Raw genomic sequence first — 24,876 nt, forward strand, 5'->3', positions numbered from 1 at the left:
CCCCTTGACTGTTTCTCAAATGGGCCAAAAAGGAGATGCAATATGCTTGTATACCTCAGTAGAAGAGAAAGTTTTAATGCGGCCCACCAACTTTGGGTGCCTAGCTGGAGCGAAGAAAAGAACTTTAGAATGTTTGGAAAATGCGCCAACAAAAACTTTCATGGCCATAATTACGAGCTTTGGGTAACCCTCAAGGGCCAACCCGATCCCGTGACGGGCTTCCTTATGGATGCCAAGGTGCTGGCCAAACTCATGCGCGAAAAAGTAACCGACATTCTGGACCACTCCAATATGAATATGGACCCCAACTTTTTGCCCGAGGGCGTATTGCCCACAACCGAAAATTTGGTTTACTATATCTGGCAAGAGTTGGCGCCCTTCCTGCCCGAAAACTGCCAACTACATTGCGTGAAATTACAAGAGACCCCAAAAATTTACTGCGAGTATTTCGGCGAGTAAATTAGGCTATACATAAGCTATAAAGCCAGTTGATGATTATTTTCATCAGCTGGTTTTTTTTTTTGGGGCCTCCGCTGCGGCTTCGCCTTGCGGCGCTACGTTTCGCAGCTCGCAGGTCTGCTCGGCCCTGCGGCCTTAGCGGCCTCGGTCTGCGGCTTCGCCGCACTGCTACACATCGCTAGGCCATACTGTAGGTTGAAACCCCTCAGGAATTTAACTTTTCGGCTCCTCTTTTTTAAAAAATAGAATTCTTGGTCGTAACCTTTGGACCAAAAAGAGATTAAAAGAACAGATGCGCAGTTAAATGCTCTTTTCCAAAACAAAATCCTAAGCCATTATGAGAAATATCCTTTTTGTTCTCCTCGCCAGCCTGAGTTTCTCCGCTTTTGCCCAAAATTTTGAGCAGTCCGTTTACTTTGAATCGGGCCAAGCTCAATTGACGAAAAAAGCAAAAGCAAAGTTAGAACAGCTCTTGGCCCAAAGCCAAGAATATCCCGATCTTGTTTTGGACCTCAAAGGCTTTTGCGATGAAGTGGGTAGCCTGAGCTATAATGAAGACCTCGCCCGAAGAAGAGCCCAGGCTGTGGCCAAGTTCCTAGAAGCAAAAGGCTTGAAAACCGCTAGCTTTTCGCTAACAGCTAAGGGAGAACTGCAAGAAGGCGATTGGGCCGAAAATCGAAGAGTAGAGGTCCGTTTGCAGGCCTTTCAGCCCAAAAACTGGGAGGAGTTCTATAGCTTTATGGACCAACGCATGAAGCAAGAGTTCTGGATCAATCCCAATAGAGATACCCTCATTATTGGCGCCAACGGAAGCCAGTTGTTTATCCCCGCAGGCAGTTTTGTTCGGGCCAATGGCCAAGCTGTAGTAGAGGACAAAGTGAAAATCGAGCTGCGCGAAGCCCTTAGTCTTAACGATATGTGGATGCAAAACCTACAAACCCTAGCGCCTGGACATGAATTGATTGAAACAGGCGGCATGGTGAATATTCAGGCCCAAGATCTCAATAAGAAAGACTTACAACTGGCCCCCAAAGCTAGCCTTAATCTTCGCCTTCCCTCAGATGAACCGCTAAATGAAGGCATGCAAGTCTTTTATGCTGATAGAGACATTAGTCAAACTACAGAAGATATTGTTTGGGAAGCTTCAGGGACCAAAGTCAAAAGCTATAATTTTGAGAAGGATCCGCCCAGCTTTAAATTTCATCTACTTGACCTAGACTCTATCCGCCTAATTGCCGAGCCGCTAATGCCTAAAATTGGGTACCTTTTATCTTTACCCCAAAAGCCTAGAGAAGTGGCGCCACTAGAATACATAGAATTGCCTGTAGTAGATGAATCGGCCATTCGCAGCGAAAACCCTAAGAAGCGCTTTGAAAGCGATAAAAAATATGAGGGCCGTATTGCAGGCTTAGTTAAAAAGGCGGAGAAATACCGACTACGCATTGGGAAAATCAATGAAGGCCGAACTAAAACTTATGAGCAAGCCCAAAAACGTTATGAACAGGCTCTAATCCAATATGAGAGTAAGATGGCCGCTTATTCTGCTCAACAAGATAGTATCAATTTATTGATTGAAATAGCAAAAAGACAAGGAGCAGAAATAAACCAATGGCTACTCGATTTTAAATGGTCTGTTGCTTTTAATGAAAGCCTAGTGGGCCTTATTGGAAACACAAAACAACTACAACGCTATCAAGATTACTTGATGGAGGAATGCAAGCAATTGGGCTTTGAAGAAGAAGTACAAACCCTTTTGACCTTAGAAAAGGAGGCTAATCAACCGGCTATATTCCTTCAATTGGCTAGTTCGCTTAAAAAGTGTATTAGTGCTAATTATAGCTTCAATAGAAACTATAAATTAAATGAACTTCGTAATGATGTAATGCGGGACCTTTTCGTCATCCAAAGCCGAGAGGAGCGAAGTCTGCAAAGTAGATTGGCTCTGGAGACTAGTGAGCGTCTTCATAAGGTGTATCATCATGCGGATATGCTTAATAAAATGATTGCCAACTACAATGAGGTACTATCTATTACGGGCTTTAACCAACAGGCTAAGGAATTGCAAAAGGTCGTAGAAAAAATGGACCTGATTTATGAGAAGGTCATTGATGAAAAAACAGAAAGAGGGCTGATTTCTCCCAGTTTCCAAACTCGCCGCATCCTCAACAGTATGCCGATTAATCGCTTGGGCTGGATTAACTGTGATCGCTTTATTAAATTAAAAGAAGAGGAAAAAATGTTGGCCCAAATCGCCGCTCCAGAACTTCAGAACATAGCGAGAGAGAAAGTGAGTACTAGCTTTAGCAAAACCCGTGGGTTGATGGCTATGTATTATAATAAAGAAACAGGCAGCTATCAAACTCCTGGACAAGTAGCCCGCAGCGAAAAAATGAGCATTACGGCTTTGCGTATTCGCGAAAATGGAGGAATTGAATTCGCTCAAATTACTGCTTATCCTGAAGACTTGGCCCAGCAAACCCTAACTTATCGGCCCATTAGCTTTACAGAGTTACGTACATTAAGCCCTAATTTTTAATTGCTTAGTAATAATTAATATTTAATAAGAAATTTTTAAGCCCTCTATGGAGGGCTTTTTTATGCCTTCAACTCAACTTTTTTCTATTTTTAGTCTTTAATAGATGTACCTACAAGAATTAAAAATAGCTATGAAGAAGATGAAATTTTATCCCTTGCCGCAAGCTGGTCCTTGGCCTGCGCAAGATCCCTTTATATTTTGTGCTTATCATGAAGATCACTATCCTAAGGGACAAGCAAATTTAGGTCCTGCAAGCAGTAGCCTAAAAGGGCGACAAATGGGCAGTGATTTTAATCCTGCTGCTAATTGGCGGATGTATCACGGCCAACAAATTCCAGGTTTTCCCTACCATCCGCATCGTGGATTTGAGACCCTAACCATTGTAGAAAAGGGCTGGGTGGACCATACAGACTCTCATGGAGGAGCTGGTCGATATAGTGCTGGTGACCTACAATGGCTAACTGCTGGTCGTGGGCTATTGCATTCAGAAATGTTTCCCTTGGTGGATCAGGAAAAGGATAACCCTTTGCGTTTGTTCCAAATCTGGCTCAACTTGCCGAGTAAGCAAAAGATGGTGGATCCTCAGTACAAAATGTTTTGGTCGCATCAATTGGTAGAGAAAGAAGAGCAGGGGGCTCGTTTTCGGCTTTGGGCAGGACAGTTTGGGGAGCATAAAGCGCCCAAGCCGCCAGAGGTCTCTTGGGCCAGTCAAAAGTCTTCAGACTTTATGGTCTTACGAGTAGATTTGGAGGCTGGAGCTAAATTTACACTTCCAAAAGCTAGTTCTACAGAAAGCTGGGGCCGCTTATACTTATATGAGGGAGGAGATATTCAAGTGAATGGACAACGAATGCCCGCTAGGCATTACATGAGTTGGTTGGCCCAAGAAGAGTTGGAGCTAGTGGCTGGAGCCCAAGGCGCCAAACTCTTGTATTTACAAGCGCCTCCTATTGAGGAGCCCGTTTGGCAAAGAGGGCCTTTTGTTATGGATTCTCCAGAGCGTTTACAGCAAGCTTTTCAGGATTATCGAGCTGGGAAGTTTGGAACTTGGCCTTGGCCCGAAGATGAGCACCATTTTGGTCTCAAAAAAGAACGTTTTGCTCGCCATGCCGATGGTCGGGAAGAACGATTGGACTAAGCAAAATGGCCCGCCTATTTAGGCGGGCCATTTTTGTTGCTCTAAGTTTACTGGCCCAGATCGTATTTTATTAGGGTTTTAGCCCTGCGAACTAATACCGCTATTGCTGTAGGTTTCAACCCAAGGTATATATCTCCATCCTACAGGCCCGAAGGGCCGCAGGCAAAGGCCAAATGAAAGCCCTGCCACTTCTATCCTTTGCTTTAATTTCCTGCTATTCTGCGTTATTTTTCTCCCCCATAGCTAGGGCTATGCCTTTAAAAAATGCCTTGACTAGCCTGAAATTTTTATCAAAGGATGGCCGAAGCGCAGAACTTCCATTCGGCCTAGGGGCCTGCAAGGGTGGCCGCAGGCCAGACCCAGCCAGCTTGCTGGCGCAGGGCCGAGCGAGCAGCGAGCCCTGAAACGTAGCGCCGCAGCGAAGCTGCGGAGGCCCCAAAAAACAGTTATTTAATCGCCATCGTCGGTATTATCAGCATAAGTGATATTGATGCAAAGGACAGCGGGAAGGTCTGTTTTGAGGTAGACCACTTGGTTTTGGGCCTGAGCATAAGCGCTTTTGCAGGCTTCAAAATTGTTGCGGATATTATCGGCTAGGCTTTGTCCATTTAGGGCATTGAGGGCCGTGTTGGCCGCATCAAACTGTTCATTGATGAGTTGGCTAAGTGGGCGACCGTCCTTTTGAACTGCCGTAGCGTCTAGGTAATCGTCTAGTCCTTGGCCATTGCCGCCATTAAAAAGGGCTTGACTGGCACTTAGGGTAGTTTGGGCCAAAATAAGCGATTGGCCGCTATAATAGGCCTCGGTTTTTTCGGGCGCTGCGATATAGCTGACTTTGGCGCCTACGGGCGTTCCCAACTTATTGTTTTTGAAGAGCTCGTAATTTTGGTTGAGTTGATTGACCAAAAGGCTGAGGGGGCTGCCCACGGCTAGGCCTTCGGTTGTTTTGAAGCTATTGGCATAGGCGCTCCAACCGTCTTGGGTCCAATCTACTTTTTGCTTGATTTGTTGACTGACTGCTTTAAGGTAATTTTGGCGAGCCGTATCGGCAAATTCTGTTAAGATTTGGGCCTCGCTATCGTGATGTAGGAGATAATCGAGGGCAGGAAAGCCGCGAGTATAGGCAAAAGAATCAATTTCGAGATTGTAAGTTTGGCTGCTAACGGCATACTCTAGGCGGCTCGTAAAGACAGGGTAATTATTGAGGCTGCTGCGCAGTTGATAATCTTCGGCTGGACCAAACTCATAGATTTTAGCTGTTTGGAAAGCGATATAGGCGGAAAGCCAACTGCTTTTGAGGGCCTGAAGCTTGCTGGCATCGGGCTGTCCACAAAAAGCATTTACCGCATCATTTAGGCTGTCTACTTTAGTTTGTAGGTTGTTATAGGCGGGCGAAATAAAATTATCGGCTACATTTTCGAGCAGGGCCAATTGATTAAACTCTACGGCGCAGGGATCTTCTGTATCGGAGCCGCAGCTAGAGAGGGTGAAAACCAAGGCGGCTAGGTATAAACCTCCTTGAAGCCATTTGAAATTGAGCATAGAACGATAGTTGTAAATTGCTTAAAATAAAAAAACTGGCCGAGTCCGAAGAGCCGACCAGTCAAGAGAATGAACAAAAAACAAAAAACTTTTCTTAAAGTTGGTCTTGAACGCTAGCTAATGCGGGAAAAGCATTGACTAAAGCGGTTTTTGCAGCTTGAAGGTTAGCGCTGCTGCTGTTGTATAGGTTGGCTTGTAATGGATCGGCATTATTTCCAATTTGGACCAAAATTGCGTCGATTTCAGTAGTGTTTAGGCTTTGTTGTCCGCCAAACTGTAGGCCATAAACAAAGGCATAAGCTTCTGATAGAGCGTGATGCAAGACAGCAGCATCTTCGCTAAAGTTGGCAATGGCTTTATTGAGGTAGTGAACGCTAGCGCCAGCCAAAACGAGTTCCCATTGTTCGCGAGCGATAGCAATTTGGGCATCGCGTTCGTCTAAATCTTGAGCAGAAATAGCGGCACGGCCTTCAATCAAGGCATTCATTAGGTTAGTTCCTGTGCTCAAATAAGTTTCGCGGCTACCGTCGGCATATTTGCCCCAAAAGCGGATGCCATTGATATTGCTAGGGTAGTCGGTAGGTACACCAAAATAGCCAAAGGCCTCATCCCAGTGGTGTTCCATCTCAGTTCCTTCGCCTTCTACAACTGTTTCGTTATCTACATCCATTTTTCCGCTGCCCATATAAACAGCAGTAGCCTGATAATAGAAGCAGGCGCCCATAATTCCTTTTTCAATCACTTGGGCCAGTTCCAAACCATTGGCATTGAGCAAGTAGCTGCTTGCACCATCATTGGTTTGCATAATCCCTGCTTGTCCACTACTTGCGGTACTGTCGGTATACAGACTAGCCAAGGCAAGCGCATCCATTAAGTTTTCCAAAACGGTTTGTTCTGAAGCGACCGTTTTGCTTTTGAGTTGTTTTGTACTAGCATTGAGTTCGGCTAAGCTAAAAGGCTCATTAGCATTGCTAAACATATCTTTCATGCTGCTGGCATCCAAGGCAGTTGCACTTACTGCGCTAGCAGATTTGGCATAAGCGGCTAGTTCGCCCAACATATCTAGGCGGTCCGTTTGTCCACTATAACTTACGTTTTCAAAGCTGTAAGTTTCGGGGACATCATAGCTGTTATCGTCTTTTTTACAAGAGCTAAGACTAAAGCCAAAAACGGCCAAAATAAGTAGGGCTTGTTTCAAGCTCGCTAAATTCATAGTGGTTATATTTTTATGATAAGAATAACTTAACAGCCGCAAATTTATGCTTATCTAAACTAATTCCAAATAAAAATAAGGTTTTTTTAAAAGGAGGTGGTTTTGGGGCCTCCGCAGCTTCGCTGCGGCGCTACGTTTCGGGGCTCGCTGCTCGCTCGGCCCTGCGCCAGCAAGCTGGCTGGGTCTGGCCTGCGGCCACCCCTACACATCGCTAGGCCGTTTGTCTGCAGCCTAAAGGCCGCAGCCATTTTTGTTGGGCCTTGGTCTTTCTTGCCGCAGCGGCTTAAAAGTCCCTGCTTTGTTTGTGGGAAGGATATATTTGGTTTTCAGGTCCTGCGGCTTTTAAGCTGCAGGCCAATTGTTGGTGAGGAGCTAGCTGTGCTGTACCTAAATTGGCTGCTGGTTTCAACCTGCAGCCACAGCTAGCAGGCGGCGAAGCCGCCGCAGGCAAAGGCCAAATGAAAGCCCTGCCACTTCTATCCTTTGCTTTAATTTCTTGCTATTCTGCGTTATTTTTCTCCCCCATAGCTAGGGCTATGCCTTTAAAAAATGCCTTGACTAGCCTAAAATTTTTATCAAAGGATGGCCGAAGCGCAGAACTTCCATTCGGCCTAGGGGCCTGCAAGGGTGCCGCGCAGCGGCAGACCCAGCCAGCTTGCTGGCGCAGGGCCGAGCAGACCTGCGAGCCCTGCAAGGGCCCGGCCGCCGCAGGCGGCAGGCCCCAAAAAATAAACAAAGGTCCAAGAAAAAACTTGAACCTTTTGCAGTTTTAGGGGAGGCCATAGATAATTGAAAACAAAAGAAAGGCTAGGCTGTCCATTTTATCTGGAAACAATTCCTTATTTTGGAGAGAAATTAAAAGAAATCCTTATGCCCATCAATAAAAATGCACTTTTACGTTATCAGGTGCTCAATAGTTGTTTTGGAAATCCCCATCGCAAGTATTTTATTCAGGACCTCATAGATGCCGTGAATGAGGCATTGGCTGATGAGGGGACAAAGGTGGGGCGTAGTCAGATTTATTGTGACATTAAGCATATGGAAAGCGAGTTGGGCTATCGGGCGCCAATTAAGCGCTTGCGCAAGGGGCATAAAGTATACATGCGTTATGATCCCATTGATTTCTCGATTCATAAAACGCCCTTGGGGCCCAAGGAAAATGCGCAATTGGAAGATGCTCTGAACATTTTGGAGCGCTTGGAAAGTTTTCAGGACTTTAATTGGTTGACAGAACTTTTGCCCAAGATGAAACAGAAGCTGGGGTATGCTCGTCCCGAGCAAGCGGCGATCATTTTTTTTGATGAAAATAAGGATTATCAGGGTTTAGAGCATTTGCGGCCTTTGTTTACAGCTATAAAAGAAAAATACTGCTTGTCGGTCTGTTATCAAAGTTTTGAAGAGGAGGCCAAAGAAGAGCAATTTACTTTTCATCCGCAGTTGCTCAAACAGTATAATAAGCGATGGTTTGTTTTTGGTCGGTCGGAACAGCAAGATTTTGATTACCGCAATTTGGCTTTAGATCGCATCCAAAAATTAGAGGAAAGTATTTTTCCGTACAAAAAAGTCGAGATAGATTGGGAAGAGGATTTCTTTAAAGATATTCTTGGGGTATCTCGAGATGAACATCAAAAAAAAGAGTTAATTCAGCTTTGGGTGGCTGCGGAGCAAGTGCCTTATACGGAAAGTAAGCCGATTCATGCTTCTCAAAAACTGTTGGAGCGCCGAGCAGATGGAAGTATAGTAATTAGTTTGGAGTTGCAGCCCAATTATGAGCTACAACAACAACTTTTGATGGCTGCCGAAAAATACGTGGTTTTATCTCCAACCTCTTTAAGAAACTTATTGCAGCATCGCCTCCAAGAGGCAGTAGACCGCTACAAACAATAAACTTAACCTTATGCGATTATTTAGCTTTTTACTTTTAATTTTTGGCCTTAGCGCCTGCAATTTAGATTTGCCATCGGCAGACGGACCAAACTTTTCTAGCCTAGAATACTTTTATCTAGCTCAAGAAAAACACAATCACGGCAAGTTTGATACAGCTTATGTCTTGTACACCGCTGCTATCGAAACGGCTCCTGAAGAACCCGAATTTTACTATGAAAGGGGGCGAGTACTTTATGATATGGACCGCTACAAGGAGGCTTTAGCGGATTATGCTCAAGCAATTAAGTTAGAAGGGGGGCGGGCTAAGTATTATCATGCGCAGGCGGTCATTTACGCCGAGCAACAACAATTTGATTTGGCACTGCCGGCTTTGCGAAAAGCCGTAGAAATCAATCCCGAAAACCCAAGTCTTCACTCACTTTTAGGCGACTTGCATTTACAGCAAGGAGATACCTTGGGAGCATTAGATGATTATCAGGCCTTTTTGCGTCTGCAACCTCAACGTCCCGATTTTAGAGATAAGTTGGCCAATATTTACTACAGTTTGGGCAATATGAAAGGGGCTCGAAAAGAAGCCGAATTGGCCCTACGCATGGATGATAAGAATGCCAATTACTATTATACTTATGCACTTATTCTCAGCGAACAATCAGAAGACGCTCTGGCCTTGGATGCTTGTCGAAAAGCATTGAATTTAGATCCCACCCAACGCGATTTCTATTATTTGGCCGCTGTTATGGCGCTCAATATGCAAGAAACCGAGGAGGCTTGTGGCTATTTGCAAAAAGCAGCAGATGCAGGGGATGAGGATGCCGCTGAACTACAAGCAGAATACTGCGCTCAAAATTCTTAAGATGATTGTTTATAGACATATTCGACAAAGAGAAATGAGCAGTTTTTTGGCCCAGGACCCCAGTTTTGCTGGGGCTGGGCCAATTGCTATTAGCCAAATTCGTGGCGCTTCTCATGCCGCAAACCCCCAAGCAGAAGCTGATGACGTTTTACTCGTTTTGGCGGAGGAAGATGGGCATTTAGTGGGCTATTTGGGGGCGCTGCCCAATCGTTTGCAGGGAAAAGTAGGAGAGGAGCGCTTTGCTTGGCTGTCCTGCCTTTGGATTGATCCTAATATGCGGGGAAGAGGTTTAGCTAAATCGCTTTTGGAACAAATGTATACCGCTTGGTCGGGCCGTCTAGTGATTACGGAATTTACTCCCGCAGCCAAAGGACTCTACGACAAAAGTGGCTATTTCCAAGATTTAGCTCAACTCAAGGGCCTTCGCGTTTATTTGTATAGCCCTCTAGCCAAGGTGCTGCCCAAAAAAGATCCCGAAAAATGGCGAGCGTATTTGCCCATTTTCAATTTGCTAGAACAATTGTCTTTTGCACCCCAAAATATGCGAATGCTCTTTTTGGCCAAAGGAAAATATCGCTGCGAATCAGACGAAAAATGGCGATCCGAATCCAATAACCTATTGAGCGAGCCAAAAGAGGGCTTTCTTCGTGGCTCCAAAGATTTGGAGTGGATATTAAATTATCCTTGGCTGCAAGAAGGGCCAGAAGATGAGGCTTCCCAACGCTATTATTTCTCCAGCAAAGCCAAAAGTCTGGATAATGGCTATCTCTATTTTTATGAGGGCCAAACTCTAAAAGCAGTAGTTTTGTATTTGTTGCGAGACGGTCATCTGCGCCTGCCTTATGTCTTTATGCCCAAGGCTGATGCTAAGGAGCTCATTCGCGCACTGCTATTTTGGATGCGCCAAAAACGAGTAATTTATCTGACCACTTATCAAGAACAGCTCGTTGCGGCTTTACAGGCCAATAAATGGCCATTTTTAGGCCGGCGCCCCCAAGTAAGACATTACATTATTACACATCCTTTAGCCGAAACCTTGGGGGGAAGGCCTTTTTCTATTCAGGATGGCGATGGCGATGCCGCTTTTACTTAAAATTATATGCGTTTTTGTTTTTTACTCCTTTTTTTCATGAGCAGCTTTGGCCTAAAAGCGCAAATTCAGCTGGGTTATAAGTTGCAATTAGGCCTCAATTTATACAATTGCCAAAAGATGGGCCTCGATCAACGCTATCAAAAAAATGATAGTGAGGGGCAAATCCTAAACTTGCTGCCTTCTCTAGGTCTTGGGCTTTGGTTGGGCAATGCCCGCCGCCTCAGCCTCGAACTCGATGGCCAGATAGAATTTTTGCCTTTTCACCTCAATACTGCAGAATATAAAGGGATGGGCGCCTGGCAAACTCCCGTTTCCTTTCGACTCGCTTTTCCCCTTTGGCGCCAACACAGTATGGCCTGGCGCTGCTCTTTAGCCGCTGGCCAAATTTGGCAACAAGCAGGTGTTTTTTCAGCTTCACCCACAGCTATTTCCCAGCAGCATTTAGTCGAATTGAGCAGTGACTTGGCCGCAATTAGCACAAAAAGCGATCAAATTCGAGCCCTAGGCCTCTTCTTTCGCTATCATTGGAGAGGCGAACTAAACGGTTTTCAACTAGGCCTCCGCTTAGATTGGGGGAATTCTTTTTAGTCCCTCAACTTTTTCTTGCAAATAATAGGCACTTTCTTGTTTAAGGGAGTGCCTATTATTCTATAGAAGGATTTGGGGCCCGCGGCCGGCTAGGCTTTGCCTAGGTCGGCCGCCGCTATGCTGCGGGGCTCGCAGGTCTGCTCGGCCCTTCGCTGCCTATCGCCAGCTCGGTCTGGCCTTCGGCCACCCGCTCCGCAGCGCTGGGCCAAAAAAGGCTTGGCCCTCTGGGGGAATTGTAGTGTTATTTGGTCCCTCAGCTTTTTCTTGCAGTTTTGTGGGCGAAAAAGTAGTACAAACACTAGTAAACAAAATGGCTTTATATAGTTGATTTATCTAACAGATAATTAAGGGTTTAGCGATAGAAATAGCGACGAACAGTAAGTTTTAGCCTTTTATCCAGAATCAATCGCTATTTTGACTTCACCTTCATCTAAAGCTTAGCCCTAAATAATTTGTAGAAAAGGACTTAGCTTGTTTTTTAGTACTAAGCTACTATTAGTCCCTCAACTTTTCCCTACGAACTTACGGGGAGATGATGTAAACGAAAATTTTAAAGTCATTTATGAGCGTCGTATAAGGCGGGTAGCGTTATGCTAGCTAAAATCAAGAATATTATTTGGTCAACAGGCTGAGAGTGGGAGAGAGGTCCAACTAAAAAAGCGAATGCCGTTAGGGCATTCGCTTTTAAATTTTATTCCAATACGTTTTCCAGGCTAAAATGAAAAGGAAGCTCCATCTTTAGGAATAATCAATTGGGAAGAGAATCCTTGCTCTTCCGCAAATTGACGCAATTCTTTTCGACTCAATACACAATGGGCCAAAGCTTCCAAATGTATGGCTACCAATTTACTCTTGGGCAACAGTTGATGGATTTTTGCAATTTCTTCTTTCCCCATAATGATTGCCCCCAACGCAGCATCCGCCAAACGAGCAGCCCCCGCATTGATTACAACACAATCAGGAGCCAAACGCTTCAAATCTGCTTCCACTTCCTGGGTCAAAATAGTGTCTCCCAAAAAATAAATAGAGGCTTGTCCCTCTGCCTGAAGATAATAGCCAGAACTTTCCCCTAGAAATTTGGCCAGCTCTGGAATAGAATAGGCCAAATCACTACCATGCTGCCCCTTAGTCCGTTCAATCTGGACATTGCCTATCGATAATTTGTGCTCTATAACCTCCGTTTTTTGAAATCCTTGGGCCTGAAGCTTGGCCGCATCTTCTTCATTCTGAAGATAAACGGTTTTATTTTTATCTATGAGCCTCGCTGCGGCCTCATCCCAATGGTCAGGATGCAAATGAGTCAATAAAACAGTATCGGCAGCCACAAGCTTTTCAACAGAAAGAGCTAAATCTACAGTGGGATTAGGAATCTCTGAGTTGACTGTGCCTGGAAAGCAACCAAGAGCGCCCTTCTCTGCAAACATAGGATCTATTAAAAAACTTTGCCCCCCATAATTCAAATAAACGCTGGCATTCCGCACAAACAAAAACTGATTTGACATTCTTCTAGAGTTTTTTTCGATGAAATAATTTCGATAAGGCAAAATTATTCCCTTTAGCTCTCAAGCAACTACCTTCCTAGCTCGAAAGACTACCATTTTGATAAGCAGCCAAAAAGTCTGAGCTTTTTTGCCCCGTTTGCGCCTTGAAAAAACGCATCAAATGATTGGGCTCTGAATACCCTAAAGCATAAGCAATCTCGCTAAGGCTTTTTTCTGGATGATAAATCAACTCTAATTTAATTTCTGCCAGCAATCGCTGCTTGATTAACGCACTGGCCGTTTGACCAAAAGTTGTTTTGGCTAGTTTGTTTAAACTAATTCGACTCAAACCCAAAAGTTGCGCATAATCTTCTACTCGCTGCTTTTCTCGAATATGTAGCTCTAATAAGCGCTTAAATTCATAAGCCAATTGCTTGCCCTCAGTAGTAAATGCCAGCTGATAATGTACCGCATAATCTCGATTTATCCGCTCCAATAAATAATAAATCAAAGAGCGAATAATATGAGCACTATTCGTCAATGGATGAAGCAATTCCTTTTTTATCTCTTCCAAAAAGAAGAACAAGGGCTCCAAAGCTCCAGCAGCTAAAGGCAAATACAAAGGCTGCTCCCGCTGATAGAAATAAAGTAGCTTATAAGTAAATAACTGATCGGCAAAGAACTCATGCAAAAACTCTTCTTTGAAAAAGAGCACTTTAAATTTTAATTCCTCTGCCTGAATTTCCCAACGCCTAAGCTGAAAGGCAGAAATAAAAACGAGGCAATTGTCTTGCAACACAATTTGTTGGTCTCCTAAATATAAGGTTCCTTGAGCCCGCTCAAAGAAAAGGATCTCAAAACAATCGCCTCGATGGGGCTGAGCAAAGAAATAGGGATGCAAAGCCGCTAATTGCTCCTCATTAAGTACATTGAGCATAAAATCCACCCCGCAAGCGGTTTTATTAAATTTCATTAGCTGCATGGCTCCCTTCTTTTTATTCTCTACATCAAATGGCCCAATAGATAGTTGTCTCTCTAAAACTCCCAAGCCAAAAGCTCAGCAATTTCTGCGCGACTCGGAAGATACTGCTCTCGATAAGCCTGAGCCAATAATAATTCTTCCTCATAATAACGCAAGGCCAAGGCTTGATAATCAGTTTGCATAAGGCTAGTCTGCTCGGCAATACAGGCCCATTGGAAGTAATAACTCAAACGCTCAAAGAGCTGTTTGGCCCCCAATTGAATTTGGTCCATATCGGTGGTCTCACTTAAGGCAAATAACCGCTTTTTAAGCTGATCGAAATCCGAACTTAGGGCCGTTGCCGCTTGCTCTCTTAACTGCTCTTCTACAAAGGCCGATAATAAAGGCAATCCCTTGCTCTTCTGACTGGCCCGCAACATATCTAAAATCATGATGTTGCCAGCACCTTCCCAAATGGGCAAAACCATAATGTCCCGAATGACTTTGGGCATAACGCCATCTTCAATATAGCCCAATCCACCCATCAATTCCATACTTTCCCTGGCCACATAAACGCCCTGCTCTGCTGTAGCTTTTTTAATCATGGGGGTTAAGAAGCGCAACCACTCTTTGGCCGTAGCATCTCCCGCTTCTGATTGGTCCAATAAGCTAATGGCTTTCCAACAGCTGTAAAATTGCCCCTGATGAAGACTGCCCAATTCCCAGAACTTCATACGCACCAAAGCATGCTCTAGCAATTCTTTCCCAAAGGTGTTTCGATAAGCCGCAAACTGATAGGCTTCTATTAAGGCTCTGCGCAAGCCCGAAATAGCCGCTACCGAGTTATACAAACGAGAAAGATTGATCATATCGGTCATGATCTTGAAGCCCGCATCCTCTGCGCCGATGAGCTTGGCCCAACTGCCCTGCAAAAGATATTCGCCACTAGCCATAGAACGCGTACCCAATTTATCTTTAAGCCGTATGAGGTCCATATTGTTAGCACTGCCGTCTGGCCGCTGCGGCTCTAAAAGAAAAATACCCAAACCTCTGGTGCCCTTTTCTAAGGGACCCGTCCGTGCTAAGGCAAAAATGATCTCTGCGCTGGCATTACTGCAAAACCATTTCTCGCCCTCTAAGGACCAATATCCATTATCTAAGGGACTAGCCTTGACTAAATTGGCCCCCACATCCGAACCACCCGCTTTTTCGGTCAAAAACATGGCGCCTGTATAGAAATCCTTGGGCTCATCGGTATAAATTCTAGGCAATAGCCTTGCTTTGTCTTCTTCTGAAGCATACTTATCGATCAACAAGGCGACACCATCGGTCATACACAAGGGACAATACAAACCGCTTTCACTCATAGCATACAGATAGCCCAAGGCAAAGCCCAAACGATGCCGCTGCCCCGCATAACGCTCCCTAAATTCAGGGGCCCACTTTAAGCGAAACATACCCGAATGTACGGCTATGGCTTTGAGCTCTTCATAAGCAGGATGAAAGTCTACCTGATTGATGGTTTCTCCTAAATAGTTGCGCTTGCGCAACTTCGGCCCATTTTTATCCGCCGCTAAGGATAAGTCATTCATCACCCCAGCCGCTAAGCGACCCAATTGCGTTAAAGCATCCGATTGCTCAGAAAGGACTTTGGCTGGTAAATGTGCATGTAGATAGTCCTGTAACAGCTTATCCGATTGAAAGTAGTTTTGACTAAGTCTATGCCCCTGAGGCAAGACGCGATTCTCTTTTTGCATAGTTGATGGAATAAAAGTATGAGGGATTTTTTGGATACCTACAGGGCGCGAAGCGCCCGCAGGCTGAGCGCTGCGGAGCGGGTGGCCGAAGGCCAGACCGAGCTGCCGATAGGCAGCGATGGGCCGAGCAAACCTGCGAGCCCCGAAGCATAGCGACCCGCCTTTAGGCGGGACAGCCCCAAAATATAAAGAAAAGCGCCTAACTAGTGAACTAGCTTGGCGCTTCATATAGCTATCTGGACCTAAGCTTCGAAGGACTTGATGGTCGCTATAATAATGTTGCAGCATTCATCCAATTGCTCTACGGTCATGACCAAAGGAGGCGCAAAACGAATGATGTTGCCATGTGTGGGCTTGGCCAATAAGCCATTTTCCGCCAACTTGACGCAAATGTTCCAGGCTGTTTTGCTGTCGGGGCTGTCATTGATGACTACGGCATTCAATAGGCCTTTTCCACGAACCAAACTAACGAGCTCGCTTTGCTCAACCAATTCCGCCTGAATGCGATCTCTGAACCGCTGGCCCAATGCTCTTGCGTTTTGGGCCAGTTTTTCATCTTTAACGACATCTAGGGCCGCCATAGCTACGGCACAAGCCAAAGGATTACCCCCAAAGGTGCTCCCATGCTGCCCCGGCTGAATCACATCCATGATCTCTTTGTTAGCCAAGACGGCAGAAACGGGATACAAGCCTCCAGAAATGGCCTTACCCAAGATCAAAATGTCAGGCTGCGTATAAGTTTCCTGCTTTTCGCAATGCCCGCCACAACTACAATCGCCGCAGATGCGCAAAAGGCTACCCGTTCTCGCAATCCCCGTCTGAATTTCATCCGCAATGAAAAGAACGTTGCGTTGCTTACAAGCCGCAGCCGCTTTGGGAATAAAATCTTCATCGGGCACAAAGACGCCAGCCTCTCCCTGAATGGGCTCGACCAAAAAGCCAGCTACCCGATCGCCATATTCTTCTAATGCCGCTTCCAAGGCCCCTAAATCATTGTAGGGCACGGAAACAAAACCAGGCGTATAAGGACCAAATTGGCCTTTTGCATCAGGATCAGAAGAAAAGGAGATAATGGTGGTGGTCCGCCCATGAAAATTCTGCCCACAAACGATAATAATCGCCTGATTGGCGGGAATCTGCTTTTTCTCATAACCCCATTTACGGCAAAGCTTAATAGCCGTCTCTACGGCCTCAGCTCCTGAGTTCATCGGCAAAACCTTATCCATGCCAAAGTATTCACTCAAGGTCTTTTCATAGACCCCCAAACGATCGTTGTAAAAGGCTCTGGAGGTTAGGGCCAAGGTATTGGCCTGCTCCATCATGGCCGCCACAATTTTCGGATGAGAGTGGCCCTGATTCACGGCAGAATAAGCCGATAGGAAGTCGTAGTAACGCTTTCCCTCTACATCCCAAACAAATACGCCCTCTCCCTTGGCCAATACCACAGGTAAAGGATGATAGTTGTGGGCCCCATACTCATTTTCTAAGGCCATCAAATCTGCTGAAGATAGTTGATCTTGCATAGCTAGCTGTTTATATTCAATTGTCAGTAAATTTCTTTTTTTTGGGGCTTCCCCGCCCTACGGCGGGTCGCTATGCTTCGGGGCTCGCAGGTTTGCTCGGCCCATCGCTGCCTATCGGCAGCTCGGTCTGGCCTTCGGCCACCCGCTCCGCAGCGCTCAGCCTGCGGGCCCAAGGGCCCTGCTATGGGCAGCCAATCCGCAAGGGACCAAAGTCCAGTTATTGGACTAAGGCAATAAGACGAGCCGGGCCAATTGCCCCCCATAGTCTATAATATAGTTAGTCGCAGGCAATTCCGCTAAGGAAAGGCTAACTTTTGGCCCATTCGGCTGAATGCTCTTTACTAATTGGCCATTCATGCTATAGATACAGAGCTTCGTTCCTGCCCGATAAGCTAAACTTAACTGTAGTTCTCTCGCCTTGGGCAATGGATTGGGCCAAATCTTTAAGGGCTCGGCCTTGACTAATGGCAGCATGCCCAACGGCCGCTGATGAATAATCCCCAAGGCATCTAAATCAAAGCCCGAAGAGGGAAATGGCGTGGGCCAAGGGTCGTTAATGACCCGCCCCTGACTGTCATAGCTCCCATATTCCCCAATATGGCCTACTACATCCACTATACGGACATAGGCTATATTGTTAATGTCTACCCGATTGGAGTCCGCCAATTCCGATAAATCAAAAGGGGTCCCATAGTTCGCCCGGTATTTTCCCGCTAGGTTATGAATTTTTGTTGCCTCCAAGGCCCCAAATCCCCCCACTTGCTGAGCGGTATCAGTTAGGGAAACCGCAGGAAAACGCACATAGTCCACCCCATTGGAACTGACCTCTACAAAAGCCAACTCTAGAAAACTATCGCTAAAGCCGTTTTCAAAGATGGCGAAGTCTGCCCCCGCCCCGTCAATAATGGGGGGATTGATGTAGTAGCTGGCTTGTCCGCCATCTCCAAGGCTAAAGACGGTCCCATCTCCAGCGGGACCAGCCGCAGCAGCGGGCTGCCCGTTGCTCGCCAAACCAAGTTGGGGCTGACTAATATCCTGTGGTCCTCTGCTCCATAGATAAGGAGCCGCTCCCCAATCGGCCCAAAGTACAGAGTCTTTATGCAAGGCCGTACTTCCTGCCTGCCCAGCCGCAGGCGCATACTGCGCATTTAGATTAAAGGATAAAAAAAGAGCGAGGATAAAGCTCCAAGAATAGTTCATCTGTTGTCTATTTTACAATTCTACTCTCAAGACCTCGAAGGCGAGGTTTTGGGCCAAACAATCTACTCTAGAATAAATGCGCTCCAGATGACTGCTATAATTTAAATGTCTATTGGCTACAATTTGCATGCTTCCACTAGGCTTTAGTAGTGGTTTGACGGCCTGAAAAAGGCCCAGACTCACTTCTATATTGTTTTCATGCCCAAAATGAAAAGGCGGATTGCTGAGGACCAAATCTAGACTGCCCGCAGGAATATGCGAGAGATCATCGGTCCAGACCGCCGAGGCATCGGGCAAGTTCAATTGGCTGGAGGCGATGGCTAGGTAAGCATCATCGGTTAATTGGGCCTGCATCTTAGGCGCTCGCTTAAGATATTGATGGGCCAAAATGCCATTGCCGCAAGCGAGGTCCAACAGCTGCCCCTCTTCTTCCTGCACTAACCAGTTTTCTATAAAGAAGCGGCTGCCCTTGTCTACCTGCCTAGCCGAAAAGACCCCATAGTATTGTTGATAGCTATCACTTTCATAATAAATGCTCCGAATCAAGGATTGGCCAGCCAAGGGCTTTTTGCCTCGCATACTCAAGATGCGTGCTTTCTTCCAGGCCCTTGATTGCTCCACTTGCTCGAAGTACTTTTGAGCGACTTGTAGCATACTGGGCGTAAAATGCCGAGTCATAAAGGCGGCATGTACCGCTCCATCTTCTTTTAGGGCCTGATGCGCCTGCTGTAACTGCAGTTCAAAGAGATCCATGGACTTGGGGACCAGCATGAGGGCCTGTGAGCAGGCTTTGGCCTGCTCCAAAGGAAGACAGTAGTCCAATTGGTCCAAATCTAAGCCATTGAGCAAGAAGTTTTTGGTCCAAGCCTTCTTTTGAGAGGCATAGTTAGGGACGAGCTGCGGCTGCCAGCCCGATAAAGCCAAGGCCCAAGCGCCAAAGCGATCATTATAAATCAAAGGATGATCCGTCAAAGGAAGCTCCCCCTCTTCTAGTAGGCGAAGCAGATAAGCCTGAGCTGCAGAGACAGGCACTAAAGAGCGATTGCTAGTCTGCGGATAACGTTGCAGCTTGAAGGGCCGCCCCCTAAACTCAAATTGAAACATAAGTTGATTTAATGGTCCTCAATAAGCCGCAAAATACATTTTTTTAGGCAAAAAACTAATGCCCTAAAGCTAGACCCTAGGGCCAACTATGGATCTAGCAGGGCGCGAAGCGCCCGCAGGCTGAGCTGCCGAAGCAGGGCCGCCGCAGGCGGCAGACCAAAGCCCGAAGGGCTGCAGGGCCGAGCAGACCTGCGAGCTGCGAAGTGGAGCGACCCGACCGATAATTCATGAGGGGGAACACCCTCATTTTGTCTAGCTCGGCAAAGCGATACCGCTTTGCTTTGCGCTGGTTTTTCAATCATCGGGAGGGGCAGCCCCTATAAAAAACAAAGAGACAGCAACCCTAAAGTTACTGCCTCATTGTCTATACGAGATTCCGACTATTGCTTATCGGCATTTTGTGCCTTGAGTTGAAGCTGCAACTCTTTTACAGCGGCCTCAATTTGCTCGTCTCTACCGTTGAGCATCTTCTCATAATCGTTTCGGACCATGATGTCGGGCTCCAATTGGGTGTTTTCTAGCAATTGCCCCTCTAGGGTTTCCATGCCCACCTGTGGAATGCCGAAGACCATGCCGTTCTGTAGACGCTCCCACCATACCGCAGTGGCCGTACCTGGCACAGGCATTCCCATTAGCTTACCAACGCCCAAGGCTTTGTATACATAGGGAAACATATGTGCATCCGAGTAGTTGCCTTCGCCCATGAGGACTACTGAGGGACGTGACCATTTGAACATCGGCTCTGTTCCAATCTTTTGCCCTCTTGGACGCAATTTGAGATAGACCTCTCCACTTAAGAAGGTGGCCAAATCATCATGCAACCAGCCCCCGCCATTAAAGCGAGTATCTACAATTAGGGCCTTTTTGTTGTAATGACGGCCCAAGGCATCTGAATATACCTGCTGAAAGGCCGAATTATTCATGCCCTTAACGTGCACATAACCCAATTGCCCATCAGAAAGCTCCTCTACCATCTTGTGGCGGCTTTCCACCCAGTCCTCATAACGGAGGTTGAATTCTTGACCAAAAGAAATAGGCTTGATGCGGATGTCTTGGCGACTTTTCTCCTTACTATTATAAATCGTAAGCAGGATGTAGTCCCCTGCCTTGCGATTGAGCAAAGGCCAGAAGTTGTCTTCTTTGCCAATCTTCTGCCCATCTATAGCCTCGATAATGTCTCCTGCTTCTACCTTGATATCGGCCTTGTCCAAAGGACTGCCTTTGAGGATTTTGGCAATTTTAATCCCATCCTTATCATAGGCATAATCCATATAGATCCCCAAAGCAGCTGTTTGATCTCCGCCTTTTTTGCCGGCATAATAACGACAACCCGTATGAGAGGCGTTGAGCTCTCCGAGCAGCTCACTAGCCATCTCGGCAAAGTCGTAGCCATTGTTAATATGAGGAAGGAAGCGAGCATATTCTTTTTTGTAGAAGTCCCAATCTATTCCATGTAGGTCCTCTAAGTAGAACTTGCGTTTTACCTGTCTCCAGATATGCTCAAACAAATAGGCTCGCTCTTCGGCAGACTGTAGTTCCATCTCTCCCTTGAGACTGATGCCTTTCACCTTCTTGCTCTTGAGCTCCATCTCTTGGATTTGCCCATTTTTGCCAAAGTAGAGTTTCTCTCCCTTTTTGTCTAAGATTAGTGAAGAGCCGGAACTCCCCAACTTCTGGACGATTTCCGTCTTTTTGGTCCGCAAATCAGTAGACCAAAGATCGAAGCCTTTTTCAAAGGCCGCTAGATAATAAAGCGTTTCCCCTTCTTTGTCCAAAACGGCATCGGCTAAGTTAGCCGAATGAATGGTTAGGCGGGCAATACGGTCTTCAATACCCTCCAATTCGATGTTTAAGGGTTTGAGCTCCTCTTTATCCGTTGTCTTTTCTTCTTTATCCTTCTCCTCTTCCTTTTTATCGGCCTTTTTCTTTTCCTCTTCCTCCTCTTTGAGCAATTGATAATCCTCCTTGTTTAGGCGGTAACGATCATAGGCATCTTGAGTAAGGAAAAGAGCAAAGATATCGTTCTGGCTGCCCCAACTAGCATGATTGCGCATCCCTTTGCGGTCAGAGAACCAAATAAGAGATTCTCCATTCATGCTCCATTTAGGACGGCTATCGTTGTAGCCGCTACGGCTCAAATTTACAGGAGCAGTTTTCCCATCGGCAGCTACTAGGCCAATTTCTGATATCCATTGGTTCTCTTGTAAGAACTCTAGCAAAAACCACTTGCCATCAGGAGACCATTGATAGTACTGATCACCATCGGAATAAGAGTAGTTGCGGTCTTTCTCTAAGATCGTCCGCTCTTTCTTGCTCTCTAGGTTGATTACCTTGAGCCTTGTGCGCTCTTCTAGGAAAGCCACCTCCTTACCATCAGGAGAATATTCGGGCTGAAAGGTTTCTTTATCTGATGCCAGAATAGTCTCTTCTTGGAGCAAGGTGGAATTAAAGAAATACTTTTCCTCCTTACGGAGCAAGCTAGTCTGATAGAGGTTCCAACTTTGTCCTCGCTCTGAAGCATAGAGAATGCTGCGACCATCGGGGCTGAAGCTAATGCTGCGTTCCTGTTCTGGCGTATTGGTAATGCGCTTAGTCGTTCCTGCTTCCATAGAAGAGACAAAAACTTCCCCTCTATAAACGTAAGCGACCTCTTTTCCATTGGGCGAAAGGGCAAACTCCCCAGCGCGATTGGCCATAACGATTTCCGTGGGATTGGTCCGCCAATCGGCAGCAATTTGTACCTGCAATTTTTGGGCATTAGCCCCTGGCTTTAGGGTGTATAGCTCCCCATTGTATTGGAAACAGAGCAGGCCCTCATCAGAAATAGACAAAAAGCGAACAGGATGCTTATCGAAATTGGTCAATTGCTTTTTGTTCTGCTTGCCCCGAATCTCTAGGCTATATACATTAAGGCTGCCCGATTCCTCCGAAAGGTAGTAGAGGGTTTTGGCATCCTTAGAAAGCACAGGCTCTCTGTCCTCTCCCTCAAAATCCGTCAATCGGCTAAAGCTTTTGTTTCTAAGGGGCTCATACAACCAAATATCTCTAGTGACAGAAGAACGATGATGCTTGCGCCAAGGATCTTCATAGCCTTTTTTGTCTTGGAAGACGTAAATATCGCCTTTGCGGCTCACTTTGGTGTATTCGGCAGCGGCTGAAGTGATCTGTTCTACTCTTCCGCCTGTAGCGGGCACGGCATAGAGCTCGGGCAAGCGGCCATAGGGAAACTGTTGGCTCTTGACATCATCCATCCGCAAAGAGCTAAAGAAGATACGGCGACCATCTCCGCTAAAGTCCGAGGGATAATCATCTGTAGAATGAAAAGTGAGGCGTTTAGGGGCCCCACCCTCTGCGGGCATAGTGAAAATGTCAAAATTACCGTAGCGATCAGAAGCAAAGGCAATTGTCCGACCGTCCTTAGACCAAACTGGCATAAAATCATGAGCGCTATGCTGCGTTAGCGGCTTAGCTTCTCCTCCTGCGGCAGGCATTTTATACAAATCGCCTTTGTAACTGAAGAGGATGCTTTGTCCATCGGGAGAAATAGCTGGGTAACGCATCCAAAGGGCGTCTTGTAGCTGTGCTTCGGCCCATAGTGGGAGCAAGAAGAGCAGCCAAAAGGGGGCAAATATCTTTTGCATAAGGTTTTGTTTTGATGAATTTAGATAATAAGCAGTCTTCGGCAAGAATAGGAATAATATCGACCAATGTTTTTTAAACTAGACGAAAGTGCCTGCCGCTTATTTTGGCCCCTCAGGCCCGATCTGCTTCTCTTTGGCCTTATCTGGCCGCAATTAGGGCCTAGCTTTTTGTTCTTCCCCCTCTTCATTGAGGCAATAAGGTAGTGGTTGAGAATTTGGGGCTGCCCCTCCCTTTCTTCGGGTCGGGCTGTCTCGCAGCTCGCTATTCGCTCGGCCCTGCGGCGCAAAGCGCCTTGGTCTGCCGCCTGCGGCGGCCCTGCTGTCCATCCCTCAGCCTGCGGGCGCTTTGCGCCCTGCTAGGCCGCATAGACTAAGGCCCTCGCTAGTCCAATCCTTACTTCTTGAGATAAGACAGCTTAAAGTAGAGCCGTATCTGCTCAGCATCTCCCTGATAATGATAGATGAGGGCCCCAAAATTGGCGTGTAGGACCTGCAACAGCTCTTGCCGTCTGCGGTCTAGCAGCCCTCTAGCTTCGCTCTGCTGCTGCTTGAGGCCCGATTGCTGCGCTCTAAGGTTAAGAAGCTCTTGAGCAAACTGCACTACCTCTTGTTGAATATTGTTTAGTTGTGGAGCTAAGCGCAGTGCCCGCCCTAAGGTCTTTACCGCTCTCAGTCGGGGCTCATATCCCCCCTTTCTAAAGTTTTGTTTGTTGGGCATGATGCGTTTATACTCCATAGACTTAGGATGATGAACCAATTGTAAATGAAGATCCCAATTTCGGAGTAGCTCCGCCTCCAACTGCCCAAATTTAGCCTCCACAGCTAGAGTGGCCAGTCTCAACTGTACCTTAGCCTCTCTCTCTAAGATAGCCGCATGCTCATAGGCCAGTAAATAGGGATGACTATCGCTATATATTTGCTGCAAGAAGCCCCGATCTTGCCGATGTATGCGCAGTTTGCGAAAATGGTAGAGGGCAAAGTAATGAAAGTACTTATGACTCCTTTGAGCTAAGCGCTGAAAAGGGTTTCTTAAATAGGGCCAAGTTTTTTTAGGCATAGTTATTTAACGTTTTTAATGGGGTAATAACTCATTTATTCCTAAAATAAAAAATTTAACTTGTATTATCAACAAAAAATGATTTTATGGGCAAAATAAATGTTAGTATAAGGCTAAGCATAGCTTGAATACTGGGGTAGACTATCCGACAGTCTTGTCTTTGGGCCTAGTAGGTTTTTTGTCTTATTTGCCAGTATTGTCGCAGTAGATTATAAATTTACTAAGCTATCTGTCAAGCTTGGCGGGGTCCATAGTAAAGTAAATATCTTATCCGCCAAGTTTGGCGGATGAAATGGCCAAGCCACAGAGCAAAAACGGGCTGTTGTTTTAAGGCTGTGGGAGCCACAGAGTAAAAACAGCAAGTTGATTTAGGGAAAAGGAAGGACCGCAGGACAAAACGGGCTTCAGTTGGCCCTTTGTGGATGTGTATAAAAGGTTGTTGGGAAGAATAAGGCCCCTAAGGACTAGCTCTAAAGCCTCAACAGGGCTTTGGAGCAACTAGTTGGTTTAGCTTTAGGAGTAGTTTGAATAAATGCCCTAGAAAAGGGCGGTTAGTAGGGCTAAGGGGGATTGGGTCCTTGTTTTCTATTTCTAACTTGCTCCCCCTACTCTGAAAAGCATAAGGGAAATGCTGAAGCACTGAGGTCAAAGGGCTGCGGATAGCTCCTTAAGTCCCCTTATCAAGGTCCCTACTCTTATCCACTTCGTTAGTTATTGAACATCAGGCCCCTATCCAAGTTTGGGGGCAAGGGGCCGGAGCCGATTATTGAGGCAACAACAACTGTGGGGCGGCTTAGCGCTGTGCAGGGGTGGCCGTAGGCCAGACCAAGCGGGCGAAGCCGG

17 protein-coding genes are annotated in these 24,876 nt (G+C 46.3%); 7 read left to right on the forward strand and 10 right to left on the reverse strand.

Annotation, left to right across the window (positions count from 1 at the left end):
• The first annotated feature begins 42 nt into the window (after nt 1–42).
• The 3 genes from PPO43_RS15355 (at nt 43) to PPO43_RS15365 (ending at nt 4,133) form a co-directional block, all read left to right on the forward strand.
• Nucleotides 43–459: a 6-pyruvoyl trahydropterin synthase family protein gene (locus tag PPO43_RS15355; RefSeq protein ID WP_272619395.1), complete on the forward strand. Its 417-nt coding sequence runs from the start codon at nt 43–45 to the stop codon at nt 457–459.
• A 337-nt stretch (nt 460–796) separates the two neighbouring features.
• The gene (locus PPO43_RS15360) at nt 797–2,995 is read left to right on the forward strand and encodes an OmpA family protein (RefSeq protein WP_272619397.1); all 2,199 of its coding nucleotides are present in this window, start codon (nt 797–799) and stop codon (nt 2,993–2,995) included.
• Between the two features lie 130 nt (nt 2,996–3,125).
• Nucleotides 3,126–4,133 (forward strand): pirin family protein, encoded by a 1,008-nt coding sequence (locus tag PPO43_RS15365; protein WP_272619399.1) that lies wholly within the window; start codon nt 3,126–3,128, stop codon nt 4,131–4,133.
• A 450-nt stretch (nt 4,134–4,583) separates the two neighbouring features.
• Here PPO43_RS15365 and PPO43_RS15370 read toward each other — a convergent pair whose 3' ends face one another.
• Together PPO43_RS15370 and PPO43_RS15375 are read right to left on the reverse strand one after the other, a co-directional pair.
• Entirely contained in the window at nt 4,584–5,675 is a 1,092-nt protein-coding gene (locus tag PPO43_RS15370) for an imelysin family protein (protein WP_272619401.1), read from the reverse strand.
• Nucleotides 5,676–5,769: 94 nt separating this feature from the next.
• A complete protein-coding gene (locus PPO43_RS15375; protein ID WP_272619403.1) occupies nt 5,770–6,888 on the reverse strand; it encodes a DUF4856 domain-containing protein in 1,119 nt (372 codons plus the stop codon).
• Nucleotides 6,889–7,758: 870 nt separating this feature from the next.
• On the opposite strand from PPO43_RS15375, the gene PPO43_RS15380 reads away from it, so the two are divergent.
• The 4 genes from PPO43_RS15380 to PPO43_RS15395 are packed head-to-tail and all read left to right on the forward strand — an operon-like array spanning nt 7,759 to nt 11,309.
• On the forward strand, nt 7,759–8,775 hold the full coding sequence (locus PPO43_RS15380) for a helix-turn-helix transcriptional regulator (protein ID WP_272619405.1): 1,017 nt from the start codon (nt 7,759–7,761) through the stop codon (nt 8,773–8,775).
• 10 nt (nt 8,776–8,785) lie between these two features.
• A complete protein-coding gene (locus PPO43_RS15385) occupies nt 8,786–9,628 on the forward strand; it encodes a tetratricopeptide repeat protein (RefSeq protein ID WP_272619407.1) in 843 nt (280 codons plus the stop codon).
• 1 nt (nt 9,629) lies between these two features.
• Entirely contained in the window at nt 9,630–10,721 is a 1,092-nt protein-coding gene (locus PPO43_RS15390) for a GNAT family N-acetyltransferase (RefSeq protein WP_272619409.1), read from the forward strand.
• Nucleotides 10,722–10,727: 6 nt separating this feature from the next.
• Nucleotides 10,728–11,309, forward strand: a complete 582-nt coding sequence (locus PPO43_RS15395) for a hypothetical protein (protein ID WP_272619411.1) — start codon at nt 10,728–10,730, stop codon at nt 11,307–11,309.
• Nucleotides 11,310–12,022: 713 nt separating this feature from the next.
• On the opposite strand, the gene PPO43_RS15400 is transcribed toward PPO43_RS15395, so the two are convergent.
• From PPO43_RS15400 to PPO43_RS15435, 8 genes are all read right to left on the reverse strand, one after another.
• The gene (locus tag PPO43_RS15400) at nt 12,023–12,811 is read right to left on the reverse strand and encodes an MBL fold metallo-hydrolase (protein WP_272619413.1); all 789 of its coding nucleotides are present in this window, start codon (nt 12,809–12,811) and stop codon (nt 12,023–12,025) included.
• Nucleotides 12,812–12,887: 76 nt separating this feature from the next.
• Nucleotides 12,888–13,772 carry an AraC family transcriptional regulator gene (locus PPO43_RS15405; protein WP_272619415.1) on the reverse strand — a complete coding sequence of 295 codons (885 nt, stop codon included), beginning with the start codon at nt 13,770–13,772 and terminating at the stop codon, nt 12,888–12,890.
• 53 nt (nt 13,773–13,825) lie between these two features.
• Complete coding sequence (locus tag PPO43_RS15410; protein WP_272619418.1) at nt 13,826–15,508, reverse strand: acyl-CoA dehydrogenase family protein; 1,683 nt, start codon at nt 15,506–15,508, stop codon at nt 13,826–13,828.
• Nucleotides 15,509–15,750: 242 nt separating this feature from the next.
• The gene (gene rocD, locus PPO43_RS15415; RefSeq protein WP_272619420.1) at nt 15,751–17,031 is read right to left on the reverse strand and encodes an ornithine--oxo-acid transaminase; all 1,281 of its coding nucleotides are present in this window, start codon (nt 17,029–17,031) and stop codon (nt 15,751–15,753) included.
• 225 nt (nt 17,032–17,256) lie between these two features.
• The gene (locus PPO43_RS15420) at nt 17,257–18,231 is read right to left on the reverse strand and encodes a T9SS type A sorting domain-containing protein (protein WP_272619422.1); all 975 of its coding nucleotides are present in this window, start codon (nt 18,229–18,231) and stop codon (nt 17,257–17,259) included.
• 12 nt (nt 18,232–18,243) lie between these two features.
• The gene (locus tag PPO43_RS15425) at nt 18,244–19,335 is read right to left on the reverse strand and encodes a class I SAM-dependent methyltransferase (protein ID WP_272619424.1); all 1,092 of its coding nucleotides are present in this window, start codon (nt 19,333–19,335) and stop codon (nt 18,244–18,246) included.
• A 380-nt stretch (nt 19,336–19,715) separates the two neighbouring features.
• Nucleotides 19,716–22,976, reverse strand: a complete 3,261-nt coding sequence (locus PPO43_RS15430) for a S41 family peptidase (RefSeq protein ID WP_272619426.1) — start codon at nt 22,974–22,976, stop codon at nt 19,716–19,718.
• Between the two features lie 394 nt (nt 22,977–23,370).
• On the reverse strand, nt 23,371–24,033 hold the full coding sequence (locus PPO43_RS15435; protein ID WP_272619428.1) for a hypothetical protein: 663 nt from the start codon (nt 24,031–24,033) through the stop codon (nt 23,371–23,373).
• Nucleotides 24,034–24,876: the final 843 nt, after the last annotated feature.

The sequence above is a fragment of the Saprospira sp. CCB-QB6 genome (assembly GCF_028464065.1).
In the GTDB taxonomy this organism is placed as follows: Bacteria; Bacteroidota; Bacteroidia; order Chitinophagales; family Saprospiraceae; genus Saprospira.